This is a genomic window from Roseovarius sp. W115 (assembly GCF_032842945.2).
Taxonomy (GTDB): Bacteria; Pseudomonadota; Alphaproteobacteria; order Rhodobacterales; family Rhodobacteraceae; genus Roseovarius; species Roseovarius rhodophyticola.
On record NZ_CP146606.1, the window covers coordinates 2,051,823 to 2,068,297 of the forward strand.

General features: G+C 57.3%; 14 protein-coding genes and 1 pseudogene. 5 read left to right on the forward strand and 10 right to left on the reverse strand.

Translation table 11 applies throughout. From position 1 onward, the window contains the following. Positions 1 to 69 precede the first annotated feature (69 nt). The 5 genes and pseudogenes from RZS32_RS10340 to RZS32_RS10360 form a co-directional block, all read right to left on the reverse strand. The gene (locus RZS32_RS10340) at positions 70 to 1,182 is read right to left on the reverse strand and encodes a THUMP domain-containing class I SAM-dependent RNA methyltransferase (RefSeq protein WP_317056901.1); all 1,113 of its coding nucleotides are present in this window, start codon (positions 1,180 to 1,182) and stop codon (positions 70 to 72) included. Continuing rightward, positions 1,179 to 2,347, reverse strand: a pseudogene (locus RZS32_RS10345) (lytic murein transglycosylase). The gene RZS32_RS10340 and the pseudogene RZS32_RS10345 overlap by 4 nt, the downstream one beginning before the upstream one ends. Before the next feature lie 82 nt (positions 2,348 to 2,429). Next, positions 2,430 to 3,341: an adenosylcobinamide-phosphate synthase CbiB gene (cbiB, locus tag RZS32_RS10350; RefSeq protein WP_317056902.1), complete on the reverse strand. Its 912-nt coding sequence runs from the start codon at positions 3,339 to 3,341 to the stop codon at positions 2,430 to 2,432. Beyond that, a complete protein-coding gene (locus RZS32_RS10355; RefSeq protein WP_317056903.1) occupies positions 3,338 to 4,336 on the reverse strand; it encodes a threonine-phosphate decarboxylase in 999 nt (332 codons plus the stop codon). Before RZS32_RS10355 ends, cbiB begins: the two co-directional genes overlap by 4 nt. Continuing rightward, positions 4,336 to 4,713, reverse strand: a complete 378-nt coding sequence (locus RZS32_RS10360; RefSeq protein ID WP_317056904.1) for a DUF1636 domain-containing protein — start codon at positions 4,711 to 4,713, stop codon at positions 4,336 to 4,338. The genes RZS32_RS10355 and RZS32_RS10360 overlap by 1 nt, the downstream gene beginning before the upstream one ends. Positions 4,714 to 4,876: 163 nt before the next feature. Between RZS32_RS10360 and RZS32_RS10365 the strand changes: the two genes are divergently transcribed. Then, on the forward strand, positions 4,877 to 5,248 hold the full coding sequence (locus RZS32_RS10365; RefSeq protein ID WP_339106613.1) for a response regulator: 372 nt from the start codon (positions 4,877 to 4,879) through the stop codon (positions 5,246 to 5,248). A gap of 7 nt (positions 5,249 to 5,255) precedes the next feature. On the opposite strand, the gene RZS32_RS10370 is transcribed toward RZS32_RS10365, so the two are convergent. Together RZS32_RS10370 and dddP are read right to left on the reverse strand one after the other, a co-directional pair. Then, positions 5,256 to 6,467: a bifunctional alpha/beta hydrolase/OsmC family protein gene (locus RZS32_RS10370; protein WP_317057893.1), complete on the reverse strand. Its 1,212-nt coding sequence runs from the start codon at positions 6,465 to 6,467 to the stop codon at positions 5,256 to 5,258. A gap of 136 nt (positions 6,468 to 6,603) precedes the next feature. Next, the gene (gene dddP, locus RZS32_RS10375; protein WP_317057894.1) at positions 6,604 to 7,947 is read right to left on the reverse strand and encodes a dimethylsulfonioproprionate lyase DddP; all 1,344 of its coding nucleotides are present in this window, start codon (positions 7,945 to 7,947) and stop codon (positions 6,604 to 6,606) included. A gap of 539 nt (positions 7,948 to 8,486) precedes the next feature. Here dddP and RZS32_RS10380 point away from each other — a divergent pair. Together RZS32_RS10380 and RZS32_RS10385 are read left to right on the forward strand one after the other, a co-directional pair. Beyond that, positions 8,487 to 8,813 carry a hypothetical protein gene (locus RZS32_RS10380; RefSeq protein ID WP_317056906.1) on the forward strand — a complete coding sequence of 109 codons (327 nt, stop codon included), beginning with the start codon at positions 8,487 to 8,489 and terminating at the stop codon, positions 8,811 to 8,813. A gap of 475 nt (positions 8,814 to 9,288) precedes the next feature. After that, the gene (locus RZS32_RS10385; RefSeq protein WP_317056907.1) at positions 9,289 to 12,573 is read left to right on the forward strand and encodes a calcium-binding protein; all 3,285 of its coding nucleotides are present in this window, start codon (positions 9,289 to 9,291) and stop codon (positions 12,571 to 12,573) included. Between the two features lie 215 nt (positions 12,574 to 12,788). Here the strand turns inward: RZS32_RS10385 and hemE are convergent, their stop codons facing one another. Further along, positions 12,789 to 13,823 carry a uroporphyrinogen decarboxylase gene (hemE, locus tag RZS32_RS10390; protein WP_317056908.1) on the reverse strand — a complete coding sequence of 345 codons (1,035 nt, stop codon included), beginning with the start codon at positions 13,821 to 13,823 and terminating at the stop codon, positions 12,789 to 12,791. Positions 13,824 to 13,915: 92 nt separating this feature from the next. Between hemE and hemC the strand changes: the two genes are divergently transcribed. Together hemC and RZS32_RS10400 are read left to right on the forward strand one after the other, a co-directional pair. After that, on the forward strand, positions 13,916 to 14,863 hold the full coding sequence (gene hemC, locus RZS32_RS10395) for a hydroxymethylbilane synthase (RefSeq protein WP_317056909.1): 948 nt from the start codon (positions 13,916 to 13,918) through the stop codon (positions 14,861 to 14,863). Further along, positions 14,847 to 15,371 (forward strand): SRPBCC family protein, encoded by a 525-nt coding sequence (locus RZS32_RS10400; RefSeq protein ID WP_317056910.1) that lies wholly within the window; start codon positions 14,847 to 14,849, stop codon positions 15,369 to 15,371. The genes hemC and RZS32_RS10400 overlap by 17 nt, the downstream gene beginning before the upstream one ends. On the opposite strand, the gene RZS32_RS10405 is transcribed toward RZS32_RS10400, so the two are convergent. Continuing rightward, positions 15,368 to 16,168, reverse strand: coding sequence for an alpha/beta hydrolase family esterase (locus RZS32_RS10405; RefSeq protein ID WP_317056911.1), 801 nt, complete (start codon positions 16,166 to 16,168; stop codon positions 15,368 to 15,370). The two genes, RZS32_RS10400 and RZS32_RS10405, sit on opposite strands and share 4 nt — an antisense overlap. Positions 16,169 to 16,298: 130 nt before the next feature. Continuing rightward, complete coding sequence (locus RZS32_RS10410; RefSeq protein WP_317056912.1) at positions 16,299 to 16,469, reverse strand: hypothetical protein; 171 nt, start codon at positions 16,467 to 16,469, stop codon at positions 16,299 to 16,301. Positions 16,470 to 16,475 lie beyond the last annotated feature (6 nt).

The window sequence follows — 16,475 nt, forward strand, 5'->3', positions numbered from 1 at the left end:
ACGACAGATACGCACGAATTCTGCAATTCGATCAGCAAGTTCGGTAAAGCTTTGGTGAGGTGCCGTGAACTAGGGCAACGGGGTCGTTGTCCACAGTTTGATTTTCAGGCCACCATGGGCGATCGGAGGGCCGGGTTGGATAAACGGAAGACCGGTTGTTTTGGCCAGATCAGCTTCGGTTGTCACAAGACCCACGCGCCAGCCGGAGAAGTGATTTTTCAAGCGTTCCCCGAGACTTGCGTATAGCCCATAGAGTGGTTTCTTGGTGCCGATCCGGGCTCCGTAAGGCGGGTTCACGATGACCAGACCGGGCGGGCCATCAGGGCGGTTAAGATTGCTCACGGGCTGGTGTGTGATGGAAATGACGTCAGCAACCCCGGCCCGTGCTACATTCTCATTTGCGCCTTTCACGGCACCTGTGTCGCGATCGAAGCCAAGGAATTTTTGATCCGGGTCGTTCGGCTTTTCTGCGGCACGCAGTGTTTCCCATGCGGCGCTGTCAAAACTCGCGAGATCTTCAAACGCAAAGCTTCGTGTCCGACCCGAAGCAAGCCCTTTGGCCATCTCTGCGGCTTCAATCAGAAACGTGCCAGAGCCGCACATTGGATCAACCACCGGTTCGGTGCCGGTATAGCCGCAAGCGCGCAGCAAAAGAGCGGCCATGGTTTCGCGCATGGGCGCTTTGGCGACGAATTGCTTGAACCCGCGCTGATGCAGAGGCGCGCCGCTGGTGTCGAGGCTGAACGTGCAGAGGTCATCCTCAATCCGCATCATAAGGCGCAGGCTGGCGTCTTTGGTGATGGGGGCGCCTAGTGTTTCATGGATGGCGCGTTCGATGCGTTGGGCCGCGGCTCTGTCATGGTAGATCTTGGACTTTTTGCACGTGGCTTCGACCCGCACAGGCACATTCGGGCGCAATAGGTCACCCCAGGGAAACTTGCGCGCGCGTTTGTCGAGCTGTGCCAGATGAAAGGCGCGGAAAGACCCGATACGCGCCAACACCCGTGAGGCGCCGCGCGACCACAGGTTGGCGCGCCAGACATCCGGCCAGGTTCCCATGAAACTGACACCACCGGGCGTCGCCTTGGCCTCGTGAAAGCCAAGCTCCTGCGTTTCTTTCAAAAGATAAGGCTCTAACCCCGGTGCCGTTGACAGAAATATCTCGAACGGGGCTTCCGTCATAGCCGGTTCAGAAGCGCCGCCGTAGGCCAGGCATCGGCAGGCATACCAAGTTCCTTTTGCACGTCCTGAACAGCAGCGCGAGTGCCTGCGCCGAGAATGCCGTCGATCTTACCCACATCATAGCCGCGATCAGCCAGTTTGCGTTGCAGCGCTTTCATTTGCTCTCCAGCAAGGCCCGGCTCTGGGGTGCCCGCGTCAAACACCGGCGCACCTTCGAGGCGGTTGGCAAAATAGGCGGCGGTCAGGACGTAGACAAAGCTTTGATTCCACTCGAAATACACGCGGAAATTCGGATAGGCGAGGAAGGCTGGCCCCTTGCGCCCCTGCGGCAGGATCAGGCTGGCCTCCAGTCCATCGGCGATTTGGCCGTGGCGCGGTGTGATACCCAGTGCCGCCCAGTCAGAGGCGGGTTTTGTGGTGCGCAACCCGCTTAGTGACCAATCAAGTGTGTCAGGCACGTCCACTTCCTGTAGCCAAGGTTCACCAGCGCGCCAGCCCAAAGATTGCAGCATCTTCCCGCCTGACATAAGCGCGTCCTTGGCAGAGCGTTTGAGATCGACTTTGCCATCCCCGTCGCCATCCACACCGTTTTCCAGAATATCGCGCGGCAGCATTTGCACCATGCCAATCTCACCGGCCCAGGCGCCGGTGGTGCGGACGGGGTCGAAGTCACCCTGCTCAAACAACTCCAACGCGGCGAAGACCTGTGGGCGGAAAAGTTCGGGGCGGCGGCAGTCATGGCTGAGCGTGACCAATGCGTTCAGCGTATTGAAACCCCCTGAAAACCGCCGAAATCGGTTTCAAATGCCCAGAAGGCGAGCAGGACACCGCGGCTGACACCGTATTCATTTTCGATCCGGTCGAAGGTTGATGCGAACTGACGACCCTTGGATATGCCAGTGTTGAGCCTGTTGGCGCTGATCAGGCGGCGTGCAAAATCGGTGAAGGGTTTTTGGAAAACACCCTGCCTGCGGTCGGCTTGCAGGACTTTTTGATCCTGACGCACGGCTGCGAAAAAACGATCAACGGTGGCGGCGTCGTGACCCTTTGATGTGGCTTCGGATTTCAGTGTGTCGACAAAACCCGAAAAGCTTCCGCCACAGCTCTGAGCGGCCACTGATCCGGCGCACAGGCTGAGCAGTCCGGCAAGTACATATGTTTTCATAGTCGTCCCCAAACCGTCCCTTCACCGGCAATCTAGCGTGCTATGGGATACGGGCAAAGCTTTCAGGTGTGATTTTCGTTGGTTACACGAAGAGTGCGAGCGTCGAGACACAGAGAAAGGTCAAGCCCCAGGCCATCCAAAGAGCACGACAGGCGGCGTCGATGTCGGCGGGGTTTGCATTTTTGCGGCCATGGGCATGTACAAAGGGAAAGTCACACAATTCGCCGCCATAGGATCGTGGGCCTGCCAAGGATACGCCCAGACCGCGCGCCATGGCGGCTTCGGGCCAACCGGCGTTGGGCGACCGGTGCAGCCGGGCATCGGCTTGGATATCGCGCCAGGCGTTCAACAGGCCAAAGACCAGTGCAAGCAAGGCAGCCGTGAGACGCGCAGGAATAAGATTGAGCAGATCATCAAAGCGCGCTGCTGCCCATCCAAAGGCTTCATGCCGGGGCGTGCGATAGCCGATCATGCTGTCGGCGGTGTTGGTGATCTTGTAGATGAAAAGACCCGGTAAGCCGCCGACAAGGAACCAGAAGGCTGGGGCGATGACGCCATCGCTGAAGTTTTCGGCAGCGGATTCGATGGCGGCGCGCGAGACACCTGCAGAGGTCATATGCGAGGTGTCGCGGCCCACGATCATGGCCACGCTGTGCCGACCATCTCCAAGGGACAGGCGCAGCGCGTCGGCCACGGCGGCGACATGATCAATGAGGGAGCGGTGCGCCAGAAGAATGGCGGCAAGGATAATCTCGGCCCACGCGCCAAAGGTCTGGAACAATAGACCCAGACCTAAGGCGGCCAGAACTAGCAAGAGCATCAGGGCCACGCCATTGAACTGCCGGGTTGCACCGCGATTGAGCCATTGGTCGCCAAGCTCTATCGCACGGCCCATGAGGATGGCGGGATGCGGGATGCGCTGCCAAAGCCAGCGGGGTTCACCAAAGAGTGCATCCAGCAAAAGCGCCAGCGCGAGGATAGCGAAGACCGTCACAGCGCGGCCTCAAGTTGATCCCATTGGTGCGGCGCTGGCAGGCCCAGACGGAGCCAGGTTTTCGAGTAAGGGAAGATGCGCGACCAGACGCGCCCCTTGGCAAGCCTGTCTTGCATCTCAATTGCATCGGGCACCTCATAGGTGCGAAACAAATCCGTTCCGCCCACCAATGGCCAATCAACCAATGCATCCAAACGTTTGGCATCTTTCGCCAGACGTGCACGCGTCGTTTCAACCCAATCGTGATCGCTCAGCGCTCTCGCCCCTATTTCCATTGCCGGTCCCGAAACAGCCCAGGGTCCAAGGTGATCCACGAGACTGGCGATGGGCATTTTCTTCTCGGGTTGCAAAGGCAGTTTGTAACGGTCCACGGGGAATAGGGTTTCAGGTGCGCCAATGGCGAAACCCAACCTAAGACCTGCAAGCCCCCAGAATTTGCCAAAGCTCTTCAAAACAAGAATACCCGGACCTTCCGTCAGGCCAATATGGCTTTCCCCGGGCGTCATGTCGCAGAAGCTTTCGTCAATGACAGTCAGGGGGCGTCCGCCCATCCGGTTTGCGTTCCACATCCTGCCAGTTGGATTGTTGGGGTGAACGTAAACATGCAGATAAGCATCGTCCGGGTCATCCGTGACCCAGCTGTGCCCGCACGCCTCTACAGCCGCTGCGTGCTCGTTATACGTGGGGCCAGGGATATATGCGCCGCCCACGTGATTTGTGAGGTAGGGCACTTTGGCAATGATCGCTGACGCTCCGTTGGCTGCCACGATCTCTGCATCGTCCGGCACGTTCCAGAACGACCGAGCGGCTTTCAGAAGACGGTTCATCGCCGCTTGGTCCGGCAGAGCTGTCCATGCCTCGGGGCCAATATCGCCAACTGGATAAGGCACAGGGTTGATACCAGTGCTCAGATCCACCCAGTCCGCGCGCGTACCGCCATAGCGCTCGATGGCGGCATCAAGGCCGCCACCGTGATCTCGCGCCGGTTTGCTCATCAGACTTTGCCGTCGCCGGGCAGGGGCGGGATGCGAGTCACGAAGTGGCCTTTGACTCCCTGTGGCCATTGCTTGAACGGAACCTGGCCGCTGTCGCTTTGGGCATGCAGCTCCGCGTAGTCAACGATGGCCTCGGCATCTTCTGGGTTGGGCTCAAACCGCCCAAGCGTGTAAGAAAGCTTGCCCTCAGCTTGAATCGCGATGTTGCAGCCATGGGTACACCCCATCAGGCAGGACACGCGCCGTGTTTCGACAGAGCGCCCCTGCGCTTGCGCCTCAACCAGCTCTGCGAGCTCTTCACCATGGGTACGGTCGTTTTTGGTCTCGTCCCAGTCCTCGCGTTTACAGGTGTCGCAAATGGTTATGAAAGTGGTCATCAGAAGGCCTTTCCAGTGCAGAACTGTGTTGAAACCGAAACCTGCACCGAAAACAAGCGGGATCAAGCCTAACGGGAATGTGAACAGGCAAATTAACCATTTGTTAAGATTTGAGGCGCACCACTGAAGATGCATTTACTAAATTTTTAGATCATTAACTCGGGTGGGTCCCTTGCGTGTCTTGATCGTCGAAACGAACCTGTCTCTTGGACAGGTCTGGCAACGCCATTTAGAGCGTCACGGAATCAAGGTCCGCCTTGAAACGGATCAGAGCGGCGCAATCGCAGCCCTGGCGGAACGTTCATATGATGTCGTAATTCTTAATCTAGTGTTAAAGGGCAGTAGCGCGCTGGCGATTTCCGATCTGGCGAGCATTCGCAACCCCGAAACGCGGGTGATCTTTGTCACCGACACGTCGTTCTTTTCCGATGGTTCGGTGTTCTCGCTCTGCCCGAATGTCTGCGCCTATCTGCAGGCTGACACGCCGCCAGATGATCTGACGGCGATGGTCGAGCATTACGGCAACCACGTCTGACCTGAGGCTACGCTGCCTTTGTGATTATCTCTGAGCTGCGCTCAAGCGTGCGGTGCACGGGACATTTGTCGGCAATTTCCATCAGCTTGTCGCGTTGTTCCGCCGACAGATTACCAGTCAGGCGGATCACGCGGGTGAACTGATCAATCTTTTCGTCGCTTGGGGCGTCGGCATCCTGCGCATGCACTTTGTGATGGGTGACATCGACACTTACATGATCCAATGGCCAAGCTTTCCGACGTGCGTACATACGGATCGTCATAGAGGTGCACGCCCCTAATCCGGCAGCAAGAAAGCCGTAAGGAGACAGGCCTCGGTCCGTGCCGCCATAGGCTTCGGGCTCATCTGCAACGAGGTGATGTTTGGCCCCGACATTGATGTCTTGCAGGAAGCCGTCCGGGTCTGCTTCGCTCACCCGCAAGACACCTTCCGGTGCGCCTGGGGGTGGGGCGGGAATGCGGAATTCCAAATAACGTTTGGCCCATGTGACGATCACCTCGGCAGCGTATTCAGCGTCGCAGGGAGCTGTGATCAGGTGGTCGGCATTGTCCAGCGTCACAAAGCTTTTGGGATGCTTGGCGGTGGTGAAAATGCGCGCTGCGTTTTCCACGCCAACGATTTTGTCATGCGGGGCATGTAGGACCAGAAGGGCACGTTTGAGATTTGCGATGTCCTCTTCCAGTTTTTCAGACCGCACGTTTTCGACAAACGACTTTCCGATCTTTACGGGTCGCCCGCCCAAAAGCACCTCAGCCGCGCCTCGCGATTCAATCTCGGCCAATGCGCCGCCAAAGTTGTGGGTGACATGTTCGGGGTCAAAGGGCGCCCCGATGGTCACGACAGCCCGCACGCTGTCAATTTGCCGTGCAGCCCCCAAAACAGCAGCCCCGCCAAGACTGTGTCCGATGAGCAGGCTCGGAGCCATGCCTTTGGCGTCCAGCGCTTCGGCCGCGAGAACGAGATCCTGAATGTTGCTGCGAAAGGACGTGTTTTCAAACTCGCCCTGGGAATGACCCAAGCCGGTGAAATCAAATCGTAAAACAGCGATGCCCAAGCCCGCCAACCGCGCCGAAATGCGCCGGGCGGCGGGGATGTCCTTGGAACAGGTGAAGCAATGCGCAAAAAGCGCCGTCGCCAAATGTGGCCCCTCGGGCAAATCCAGCCGCGCAGCAAGCTCGTGCCCGGCATGGCCCCGAAAGGTGAATTTCTCGGTCGGCACGCGGGTGCCTCCTTTCTTTGGTGTTGCCACAAAGGGTAGGAAGCCGCCCACTGTTTCGCCAGTGGAGTCGCACATGTGTCACGGCAAGGTGAGAGTCCGGGCCGATTCTGAAACACTTGCGCGGAAGGTCTGAGTTTTAGGTCAGGCCCATGAGTGCGGGGTCAAACGGGTATTTCGTCAGGTTTTCATACCCGTCTTCGGTGATCAGCACCTGATCTTCCAGCTTAATGGAGAAATCTCCGCCAACTTCACCGGCGAGCACTTCCACACAAAGGGTCATGCCGGGTTCCAGCGCGTAGTCGAAGGCACCTTCAACGGCCTTGTCAGGGTAAGCCACGAGAGGCCATTCATCGCAAAGCCCCACTCCATGCATCAGGCAGCCGTATTTCTGTTTCTGAAATTTGTCGTCTAGTACATGGGTGTTTGCGGTGAGTTCAGGGATAGTGACGCCTGGTTTGAGCATTTCCATATTGGTCATGATGTGCTCATGCGCGTGCTGCATAGCGTAGATCATGTCAGGGCGGGGCTTCTCATCGCCGATCCACCAGCTGCGGGAAATGTCCACGCAAATGCCGTAGCTGCCGACGAGGTCTGTATCAAAGGAAATGATTTCGTTGTTCTGGGCGATACGCGGGCCGCATTCCTGGAACCAGGGGTTGGTGCGGGGGCCTGAGGCGAGAAGGCGGGTTTCGATCCACTCACCGCCGCGTTTGATGTTCTCGGCATGCAGCACAGCCCAGATGTCGTCCTCAGATGTGTTGCCCGAGGGCACGCTTTCACGCGCAAAACGTTCCATCTCCGCGACGGCGGTCTCGCAGGCATGGCTGGCACAACGCATGGCGAGGATTTCGTCGGGGCCTTTGACAGCACGGCATTTCTCGGTGAGCTCTTCGCCTTCCATGATCTCAAATCCCTGCGCCTCAAGCGCGCGCAACCCGTGCAGCATGACCTTATCCACAGCAAGGCGCTTGTTGCCGGGGGCGTGCTCTTCGAGGAGCAGACGAACCTCGTTGGAAAACACATCTGCGGCCACATCAACCTTGTCCCCACGGTCAAAGTAAAAGAGATCGGCGCCAGAGCGTTGTTCGCGCACTAAGGGGTTGAAAGTGCTGAGGAAAGGAGAGTTCTTGTAATCCCAGATCACCATGTAGCCATCGGCGCAGACCAGCAGAGCCCGAAACGGGTTATGGGTGTTCCACAGCTGCATGTTGGTGCTGTCAGAGGCGTAGCGGATATTGAGCGGGTCAAAGACCAGAAGACCGGCATAGTCGCGATCCTGAATGAACTTGGTCAGACGCTCCCAACGGTAGCGGCGCATGGCTTGCAGGTCTGGCAGTTGCAGGCCCGCCGCTTCCCATTCCCGGAAGGCCAGTTGGGTGGGGCCGATCTCAATTCGGTCCGCGTCGTTGGGAGTGTTGTCCCCAAGCGTGGCACCGCGTGTGGGGTCGATCTTGCGGGTGTCGCGGTAATGCGTGTTCATGGGCCGGGCCTCCTCCGTTACGGTCAGGTTGGACCGCAGCAAAGGGGCCACGCCCGTCTGATTGCGACATGGATTTTGCCAGATTCCGCCGTGAGGGCCGCGAAACTTGGGTTAACTCCTGAAAAACAAGAGATTTGGCGCGTCGGTATCACGTCGGTAAAACGTCGGTGTCGCGTCGGTGCGCGGGTCGGTAGAGGGCCGGGTTACTGCGCCGTGCGGTGGGGTGAAGAGTTTCTTAAGATGTTTGAGGGAGGCTGTGAGACCCGTTGCCCATTCGTGTCTCGATCCGTGCCGAGTGTCTGTGTTTGAGAATTTCTGTCTGTTAAAGCGTTTCGCGATGAACCTGAGACGCAGATGATCGCGAAACGCCGCGCGACACTCAATCGGTGCACGCGTTTCGCCTTTCGCTGAGGTTTCAGGTTAAAGGCGCAGCGCTTTAGGTTGTTGTAGTGGAAACGTTATTTCGTCATGATCTGGTGACAGCTCCGCGGACTTTGTTGCCGTTGGCTCCATAGCACTTACCAACTAAGATGCGAACGATGGATATTGCCGTTCAAATTCTCGCCGAGACCGGAAAGCTGGAGAAAGCCCAGAAGATTGCGGTTTGGGCTGCGCAAGAAGTTCCGTTCCAACCGGAAAGATTTGAGCCACGGGGAGATGGAAAGTTCTTTCGTATTTTCGGAAGTATAGAGATTTCTGAGCATGATTGGCCCAGCATATTCTTAGAAACGTTTCGCCTTGCAACACTGGTCGGTCGAAACTTCGAAGTCACCACAGATGCGGAGAACGATTTGGAAGTGCTAGTCAAATCACCGTCTGTAGTCGGCGCACATTGGATAATGCTTTTCGCCCAATTGGATCGCTGACCTCCTGGTAGGTTTGGGCTCACAGCAGTCATCTGACGCGCACTGCCAATCGTTTTTGGTTTGAAAGGCTTGCTGCCGGAAATACGAAAAGCCAATGTTTGCTTGTTGTCTCAAGCATCCTTTGTTTGCACCTCCGAAACACTCTTGGACTCAAGACAAAGACTGTCATTTTCTGTTGCTCTTGTGAGGCCGGTTTTGCGCAGAACTCCGCCGATGGAGTTGCAGCGTTTTTTGCCTGTCACACACGTGTTTAACGAGCGAATGCGGCAGCTAAAGTTTCTTTTCTTTTAAGCGCTTGGCTATCCAGTGCCAAGTTTTCCACCAGAGACTCAAGTGGTTCAGAATCGTCAACTAGGGCAGAATTGTGTGCTTTCCCGCCATGCTTTTGCCCAGCTCTTCGTCGGAATTTGGCGCAGAAAACGCGCGCAAGATCCAAGGCTCCCCGCCTGCATAACGACGCGACACAAGACGGAGAATGAAAGTGGAAGACGACTTCAACGGAACGAATAGAAATGACCGCATTATCGTGGGAAGTGGTGCTCAGAATGTAGAAGGCGGGGGTGGAAATGACAGGATCGTTTCTTTGGCCGATGCTGGAGAACCAGATCCGGCCCAGACCGATGGCTCTGATGGTCGCGTAACCGAGGCTGTTTTAGCAGAGACTGCGAATGATACGCTGACCGGCGGTGACGGTGCGGATCGGTTTGAGTTCCACGCACTCATCGATGCGAAGGAAGAGGTCATTGCCCAGCACACAAATTCCGCTGGGCGCACGAATTGGGCCAAGGTCGCGGGCGAAAATGACAATGTTCACGACCACTGGGTCAATGGGTTTGGCTTCGATACCATCACGGATTTTTCCAAGGCTGAGTGTGACACAATCGAAATCAAAGGACACACGGCAACGATCCAATCCATCACGTATGGCGAGGATGAAGGGGGCGCGTATTCGCTGATCACTGTGATCAGCCAACCGGGCAACGGCGGCGCGGGTGGCGCCAATACAGCCACAGGCGCACATGACGAGGACCCGCTGGGTCAGATCAAAGTCTATGGCGACGAAGTCACACTGGATGATGTGAAGGTGACCAATACCAATGACGGGATTGATCGCCTTTACCACGCCGATGCGGTCTATGGCGCCATTGATGCTGGGGTTACACAGGAGGTTTACACGAACACCGACGGTGACAATTACGACGGGAGCCTCTATCGCCAACGCGACGTGGTGCATGCCGGCGAAGGCAGCCAGACGATTGACACAGGCGGTGGCAATGACCTGATTTTCAGCTATTCGGATGGCGGCGAACCGGATCCCGCGCAAACAGATGGTGCGGACGGCCGTGTTAACCCAGCCGTTCCGGATGGAGCCGCAGATGACGTTTTGGCGGGCGGGCAAGGCAAAGACACATTTGCATTCCGGCTGTTGCTCAATGCCAAGGAAGAAATCCTTGAAAAACACACGCGCGACGATGGCTCAGTTAACTGGCGCAAAGTGGCGGGTGAGAATGACAATGTACACGACCATTGGGTTGAAGGCATTGGCAATGACACGATCCTGGATTTTTCAAATCAGGATGGCGACAAGATCGACATTCGCGGACACACCGTAGAGATTGCGTCAATCACATATGGCGAAGATGACGGGGACGACTTCTCCCTGATCGCGTTGCGGTCGCAACAAGGCGATGGTGGCGGCGCGCATGATGAAGATCCGCTTGGCACAATCAAAGTCTATGGCGACAAGGTCACAGAGGACGACATCAATGTGAAGGCCAAGGTTTTCTATGGTGTGGATCAACTGGATGAGCTCAGCGACGGCGAAGCGACCGCTCCGGCCTCCACGCCCGAGCGTGAAATTGTGCAGCCCCAATGGGTCGCGGAGGATCCAGAAAGCATTGATCTGAATTTCGAAGGCACATCACGCTGGGACTTCATCAAGGCAGGTAGCGGCTCGCAGACGGTCAATGGCGGCGCAGGTGGAGACCGGTTCATTTCTTATGGTGACGCCGGTGAGCCGGACCCTGCCCAAACGGATGGTGCCGACGGCCGGGTCAATCCTTCGCTTTCCGAAAGTGCTTCGGATGACGTCTTTATCGGTGGTGCCGGGGGAGATCGATTTGAATTTCATGCGCTTTTGAATGCGCGCGCAGAAGTTCTTGCGCAGCACACCAATGATCGCGGTCACGTCAACTGGCGCAAAGTGGCTGGTGAGAATGACAATGTGCATGATCACTGGGTCGAAGGCATCGGCAATGACATGATCATGGACTACAACAAGTCCGAAGGTGACAAGATCGTCGTGCGCGGTCACACGGTCGAGATTGCCGACATCACCTATGGTGCAGATGAAGGTGGGGAGTTTTCCCTTGTTCGTATCATCAGTCAACAGGGTAATGGCGGCGCCGGGGGTGCCAACACCGAAACTGGCGCGCATGACGAAGACCCGCTTGGCACGATCAAGGTCTATGGCGACAAGGTCAATTTAGAGGACATCAAGGTCCAGGCCTCGGGCGTTTTCGACGGTGTCGACCGGCTTGCCGAGGCCGATCAACTCGCTGAGTTCAATGGAGGTGTGCAAAGCTTTGCGTCCTCCACCGACGGCGAAGAGATCATCACGGCACCAGCAAGCATCAAGACAACGGACCACATCGAAATCGGAGCTGGCGCGCAAACCGTGTTTGCCGGCGCAGGGCGCGACTACATTCGCGTATATGCCGATGCGGGCGAACCGGATCCGGCGCAAACCGATGGGGCCGAGGGTCGGATCAACCCACCCGTTGACCCCTCCACGACAAATGACGTGATATCCGGAGGGCAAGGCAAGGACCGGTTCACGTTTAATATGTTGCTCAACGCGACGGCCGTAGTACTTGCGAAACACACCAGAGACGATGGCTCTATCAACTGGCGCAAAGTTGCAGGCGAAAACGATGCAGTGCATGACCACTGGGTTGAAGGCATCGGGAATGACACCTTGCTTGATTTCTCTGAACAGGATGGGGACCAGATCATTTTGCGTGGCCATACTGTTGAGATTGCGGACATCACTTATGGCGAGGATGCGGGTGGTGACTACTCTTTGATCGCCATTCGCTCTCAACAAGGCGATGGCGGCGGTGCGCATGACGAGGATCCACTCGGCACGCTTAAAGTGTATGGCGACACAGTCACCCAGGAGAATGTTACGGTCCAAGCCAAGGGCGTATTCGACGGGATCGATGCGTTTGAACCTATTGCAAACGCCCCTGCCCATCAGGCCGGAACGGATGGTTCAGACAACCTTTTGGGCACGGATGGGGCCGACAACATTCACGGCAATCGCGGCAATGACCTGATCACCGCCGGTGACGGCAACGATTTTGTCTTTGGTGATGGCGGCAATGACATCCTGTTTGGCGGGGACGGAAACGACTACCTCGAGGGCGGATGGGGCCGAGACCTGTTGGATGGCGGAGATGACAACGATGTTCTGGTGTCAACCGGGGGCATTGACGTAATGATTGGCGGCGATGGTGCAGACACCTTTGGGTTCCAGGGCAAAAGCAAAGGCGGCACGATTGTTGATTGGGAAGCGGGCGTTGATCGAATTGATCTATCTCGTCTTGATGAAGTGGATGAATTCGAAGACATCACCATCACCCAAACGTCTGACACGGCGGCCACAATTACATTTGTGAATGACAAATGCCAAGAGGCGTCAGTGGATGTATTTTCCAGCTCAGCTTTTGAGCTCACCACCAACAATTTTCTAATCTAGCGTGTAACCACAGCTGCGAATGGAACCTGATCCGAGATGTCCACTTTGGATCAGGTTGCAAGCTCAGCACAGTAAATTTCTGAAAACACATTTTGGCATCCGGATTTTCGTAACCCTTACTACCAGTGCAGGCACCCAAGTTTTGCTTTTGTGACAACTTTTGAATGACTGCAACGGGCTCAGAGCGCTCATAGACGTCACCTAAAACCGCACAGTCACGCCTCGCGCACTGTGTCGATCATCAGCTGTACATTCTCAGGATCTGCATCCGGTGTGATGCCGTGGCCCAGGTTGAAGATATGTGGGCCTTTGCGGAAGGCCTCCACCACGGCTTTGGTTTCGCGCACAAGGGCGTCTCCGCCGGTGACCATATGGGAGGAGGCCAGGTTGCCCTGCACACAGCCCGCCACCTGCACATGCTCTGCGGCCCATTCGGGGCTGACGGAGTTGTCGATGGCGACGCAGTCGGCACCGGTTTTTTCGTGGAAACCTATATAGCCGTCGCCGCCTTCGCGGGGGAAGGCGATGATGGGGATGGAGGGATGTTTGGCCTTGAGTGCCGCGATGATGCGTTTGGTGGGGGCTACCGCGAAATCCTCAAAGTCTTGCCCTTTGAGCGACCCGGCCCAGCTGTCGAAGATTTTGACCACCTCTGCGCCGGCCTCGATCTGTGCCGAGAGGTAGACAATTGTGGCGTCGGTCAGCCGGTTCATCACGGCCTCAAAGAGCGGGCGGTTTTCGTCCTTGAGCGCATGAGCGGGGCCTTGATCCGGTGTGCCGCGCCCGGCGATCATGTAGGTGGCCACAGTCCAGGGAGCCCCGGCAAAGCCGATTAATGTGGTCTCGGAGGGCAGAGAGGATGCGAGGTTGCGCACGGTTTGATAGACGGGGTTGAGCGTGTCGTGGATGTCGTCGGCACCTTTCAGGGCATCGAACTCGGATTGCTGCGTGATGGTCGAGAGGCGCGGGCCTTCGCCCGTGACAAACCATAGATCAGCGCCCAAAGCCTGCGGCACCAGAAGGATGTCGGCAAAGAGAATGGCGGCGTCAAACCCGTAGCGGCGGATGGGTTGCAGGGTGACTTCGGTGGCCAGATCCGAGTTATAGCAGAGCGACAGGAAATCCCCGGCCTCAGCGCGGGTGGCACGGTACTCGGGCAAATACCGCCCGGCCTGACGCATCATCCAAATGGGTGGTGTGTCTTGAACCTCGCCCGCGAGCGCTTTCAAAATGGTTTTTTGTGCCGCCATACCCGGTCTCCCTTTGTCTTGGTGGTCCCAAGAGAGGAACGGAAAGTCAACCAAAACTTGTCAGGCTAGGTTTACACATCTAAACGGGTTGTATGACAAAAGAATTGCCCACCCCGTCCGCCCCACTGAAGATTGGCACCCGTGGCTCGCCTCTGGCGCTTGCACAGGCGCATGAAACAAGGTTGCGCCTTTCCAAGGCGTTCGACCTGTCGGAAGACTGTTTTGAAATCCATGTCATCAAAACAACCGGCGACCGGGTTTTGGACCGGCCTTTGAAAGAGATTGGCGGCAAGGGATTGTTCACGCGTGAGATCGAAGATGCGATGCTGTCAGGTGAAATTGACATTGCTGTGCATTCGATGAAGGACATGCCGGTGGAACAGCCCGGTGGGCTGGTGCTTGATACGTATCTGCCGCGCGAGGATGTGCGCGATGCATTTGTCTCACCGCATTTTGACGGGCTACAGGCGTTGCCGGAGGGCACCAAGGTCGGCACGTCGAGCCTGCGCCGCAAGGCACAGGTTTTGGTCAAATTCCCCCATCTTGAGGTGGTGGAGTTTCGCGGCAATGTACAAACCCGGCTGAAAAAGCTTGAGGATGGTGTGGCGGGTTGCACCTTTTTGGCGATGGCCGGGTTGAACCGGTTGGGACAGTCAGAGGTGGCCAAGGGGGCGATTGCGCCTGAGGATATGCTGCCGGCTGTTGCGCAAGGGGCCATCGGGATTGAGCGGCGCGTGGATGACACCCGCGTGGCCGATATGCTGGCGGCCATTCATGATGGGCCGACGGGACAAAGGCTGGCGGCAGAGCGGGCGTTTCTGGCGGCTCTGGATGGGTCTTGTGAGACCCCGATTGCCGGTTTGGCAGAGCTGGAAGGTGGGTCAATCCGGTTGCGCGGAGAAATCCTGCGCCCGGATGGAAGCGAGAGCCTGGAAGATGCGGCCACCGCTCCGATTGAGGATGGCGCGGCTTTGGGGGCTGAACTTGCACATGGATTGTTGAAGCGCGCGGGCGAAGGGTTCTTTGACTGGCGCGCCTGATCCGGCGGGGTTCGGGCCATCGGCGCGCGTGGACTGCGTCATCGGTAAGGCATTGCCGACAGTTTGGGAGGTCTTCGTACCAGTTTACCTGCCGGACCTCTTTCCGAAAGCCAAAGGTCCTATTCCACCGGTGGTGGATGTGCAGGATCAGACCGGGCGTTGGGATGAGGTTGGTCAAACCCGGACCGTGGTTCTGGGCGATGGCAACACGGCGCGCGAAGAGATCACCTATAGCGCTCCCAGCGGGGGACAGACAGCGGAGACCCTGGCGGAGTTTGCCTATACCGTGTCAGGGTTCACCGGGCCGTTTTCCTGGCTGGTGAAATCTGCGCATGGGCGGTGGGTCTTTACGGCGCAATCCGGCGAAACGCAAGTGGTGTGGACCTATGGGTTTCGCGCGACCAATCTCCTGTCGCGCTCTCTTGTGACGCTATTGGCGACCACGTTCTGGCGGGCGTATATGCGCGATGGCTTGGGCCATTTCAAAGCTTTGGCTGAGCGCGGTTAACCCCCTGACACAAGGGTCTTCCACGCCGCCTCAATGTGATCCGCTTTGAAGCTGTGCCCACCATCATGCAGGCATTTTGTCATCGTTGCTTCTTGTTCATTGCGCCAGCTTTCACAACTCAGATCAGAGGTCATATCGGGGCTGTCGGACGCGCTGTAGCCGCCGTTTGCGATGTACATGGCCAAGGTTTTGTTCACGTCGCCCTGATGGGTTTCCGCGATGGGCCGACCGGCGAGGGGTACGATCTTGTCTGATGTGCCATGGATATGGATGATGTTGGCCGTGGGCGTATCGCAGCTTGTCGGCTCAGGGGCCCAGAAGGTGCCAGCAATGGGGATGAACCCGGCATAGTCATCCGGGCGGGCGCAGAGGAGGTTCCAGACCATCATGCCGCCAGCAGAAAACCCTGCAACAACGATGCGGTCGGGATCGATGTTGTGTTTCGAGATGAGCGCTTCTTTGAGCGCATCGAAATAGGCGATTTCGTCGACATCGGGTGAGGTGCTTTGCCCCGGCGCGTTGGGGATAGACCAGTCGTCCATGATGGCATCGGGGGCGACAAGCGCTACGCCGAGCCGTTCAGCCAGGGCCGCAAGAGACTTGTTGCGCATTGTACCTCGCGCCGAGCCTTTGTAGCCATGCGCAAAGATCAAGGCGGCGGGTCTGTCGCCTGCGGTGTCTGGCATTTGAATGCGGTAGGTTCGGTCGCCAAGGGCGCAGTCGGCGTCTGCACCGCAGGCGTGCGCCGAAAGCGGGAACAGGGACAGGGCAAAAAACAGAGCAATAAAACGTTTCATGGCACAGTTGTATCAGCAGATGTGTCGCCGCAAAGAGGGCGAGTGTGGTGGTCACGCGCTATTGATGGATAGGGTCAAGAAAAACGCCCCGCGGATGAACCGCGGGGCGTTTCGTGCAAGGACGTGGCCTTTACTTGTGGTTTTTGTACTTGTTGCTTTCGATGCCATTGCCGAGGAGCAGGGCGGCGATGCAGATGCCGATGGCGATCATACTGTACATCATGGTTGAGCCACCGGCACCGCCAACGAATATCACGCCGCTGACGCCGTCCCAGGATGCGTTTTCATATGGAAATCCCATTTTTCA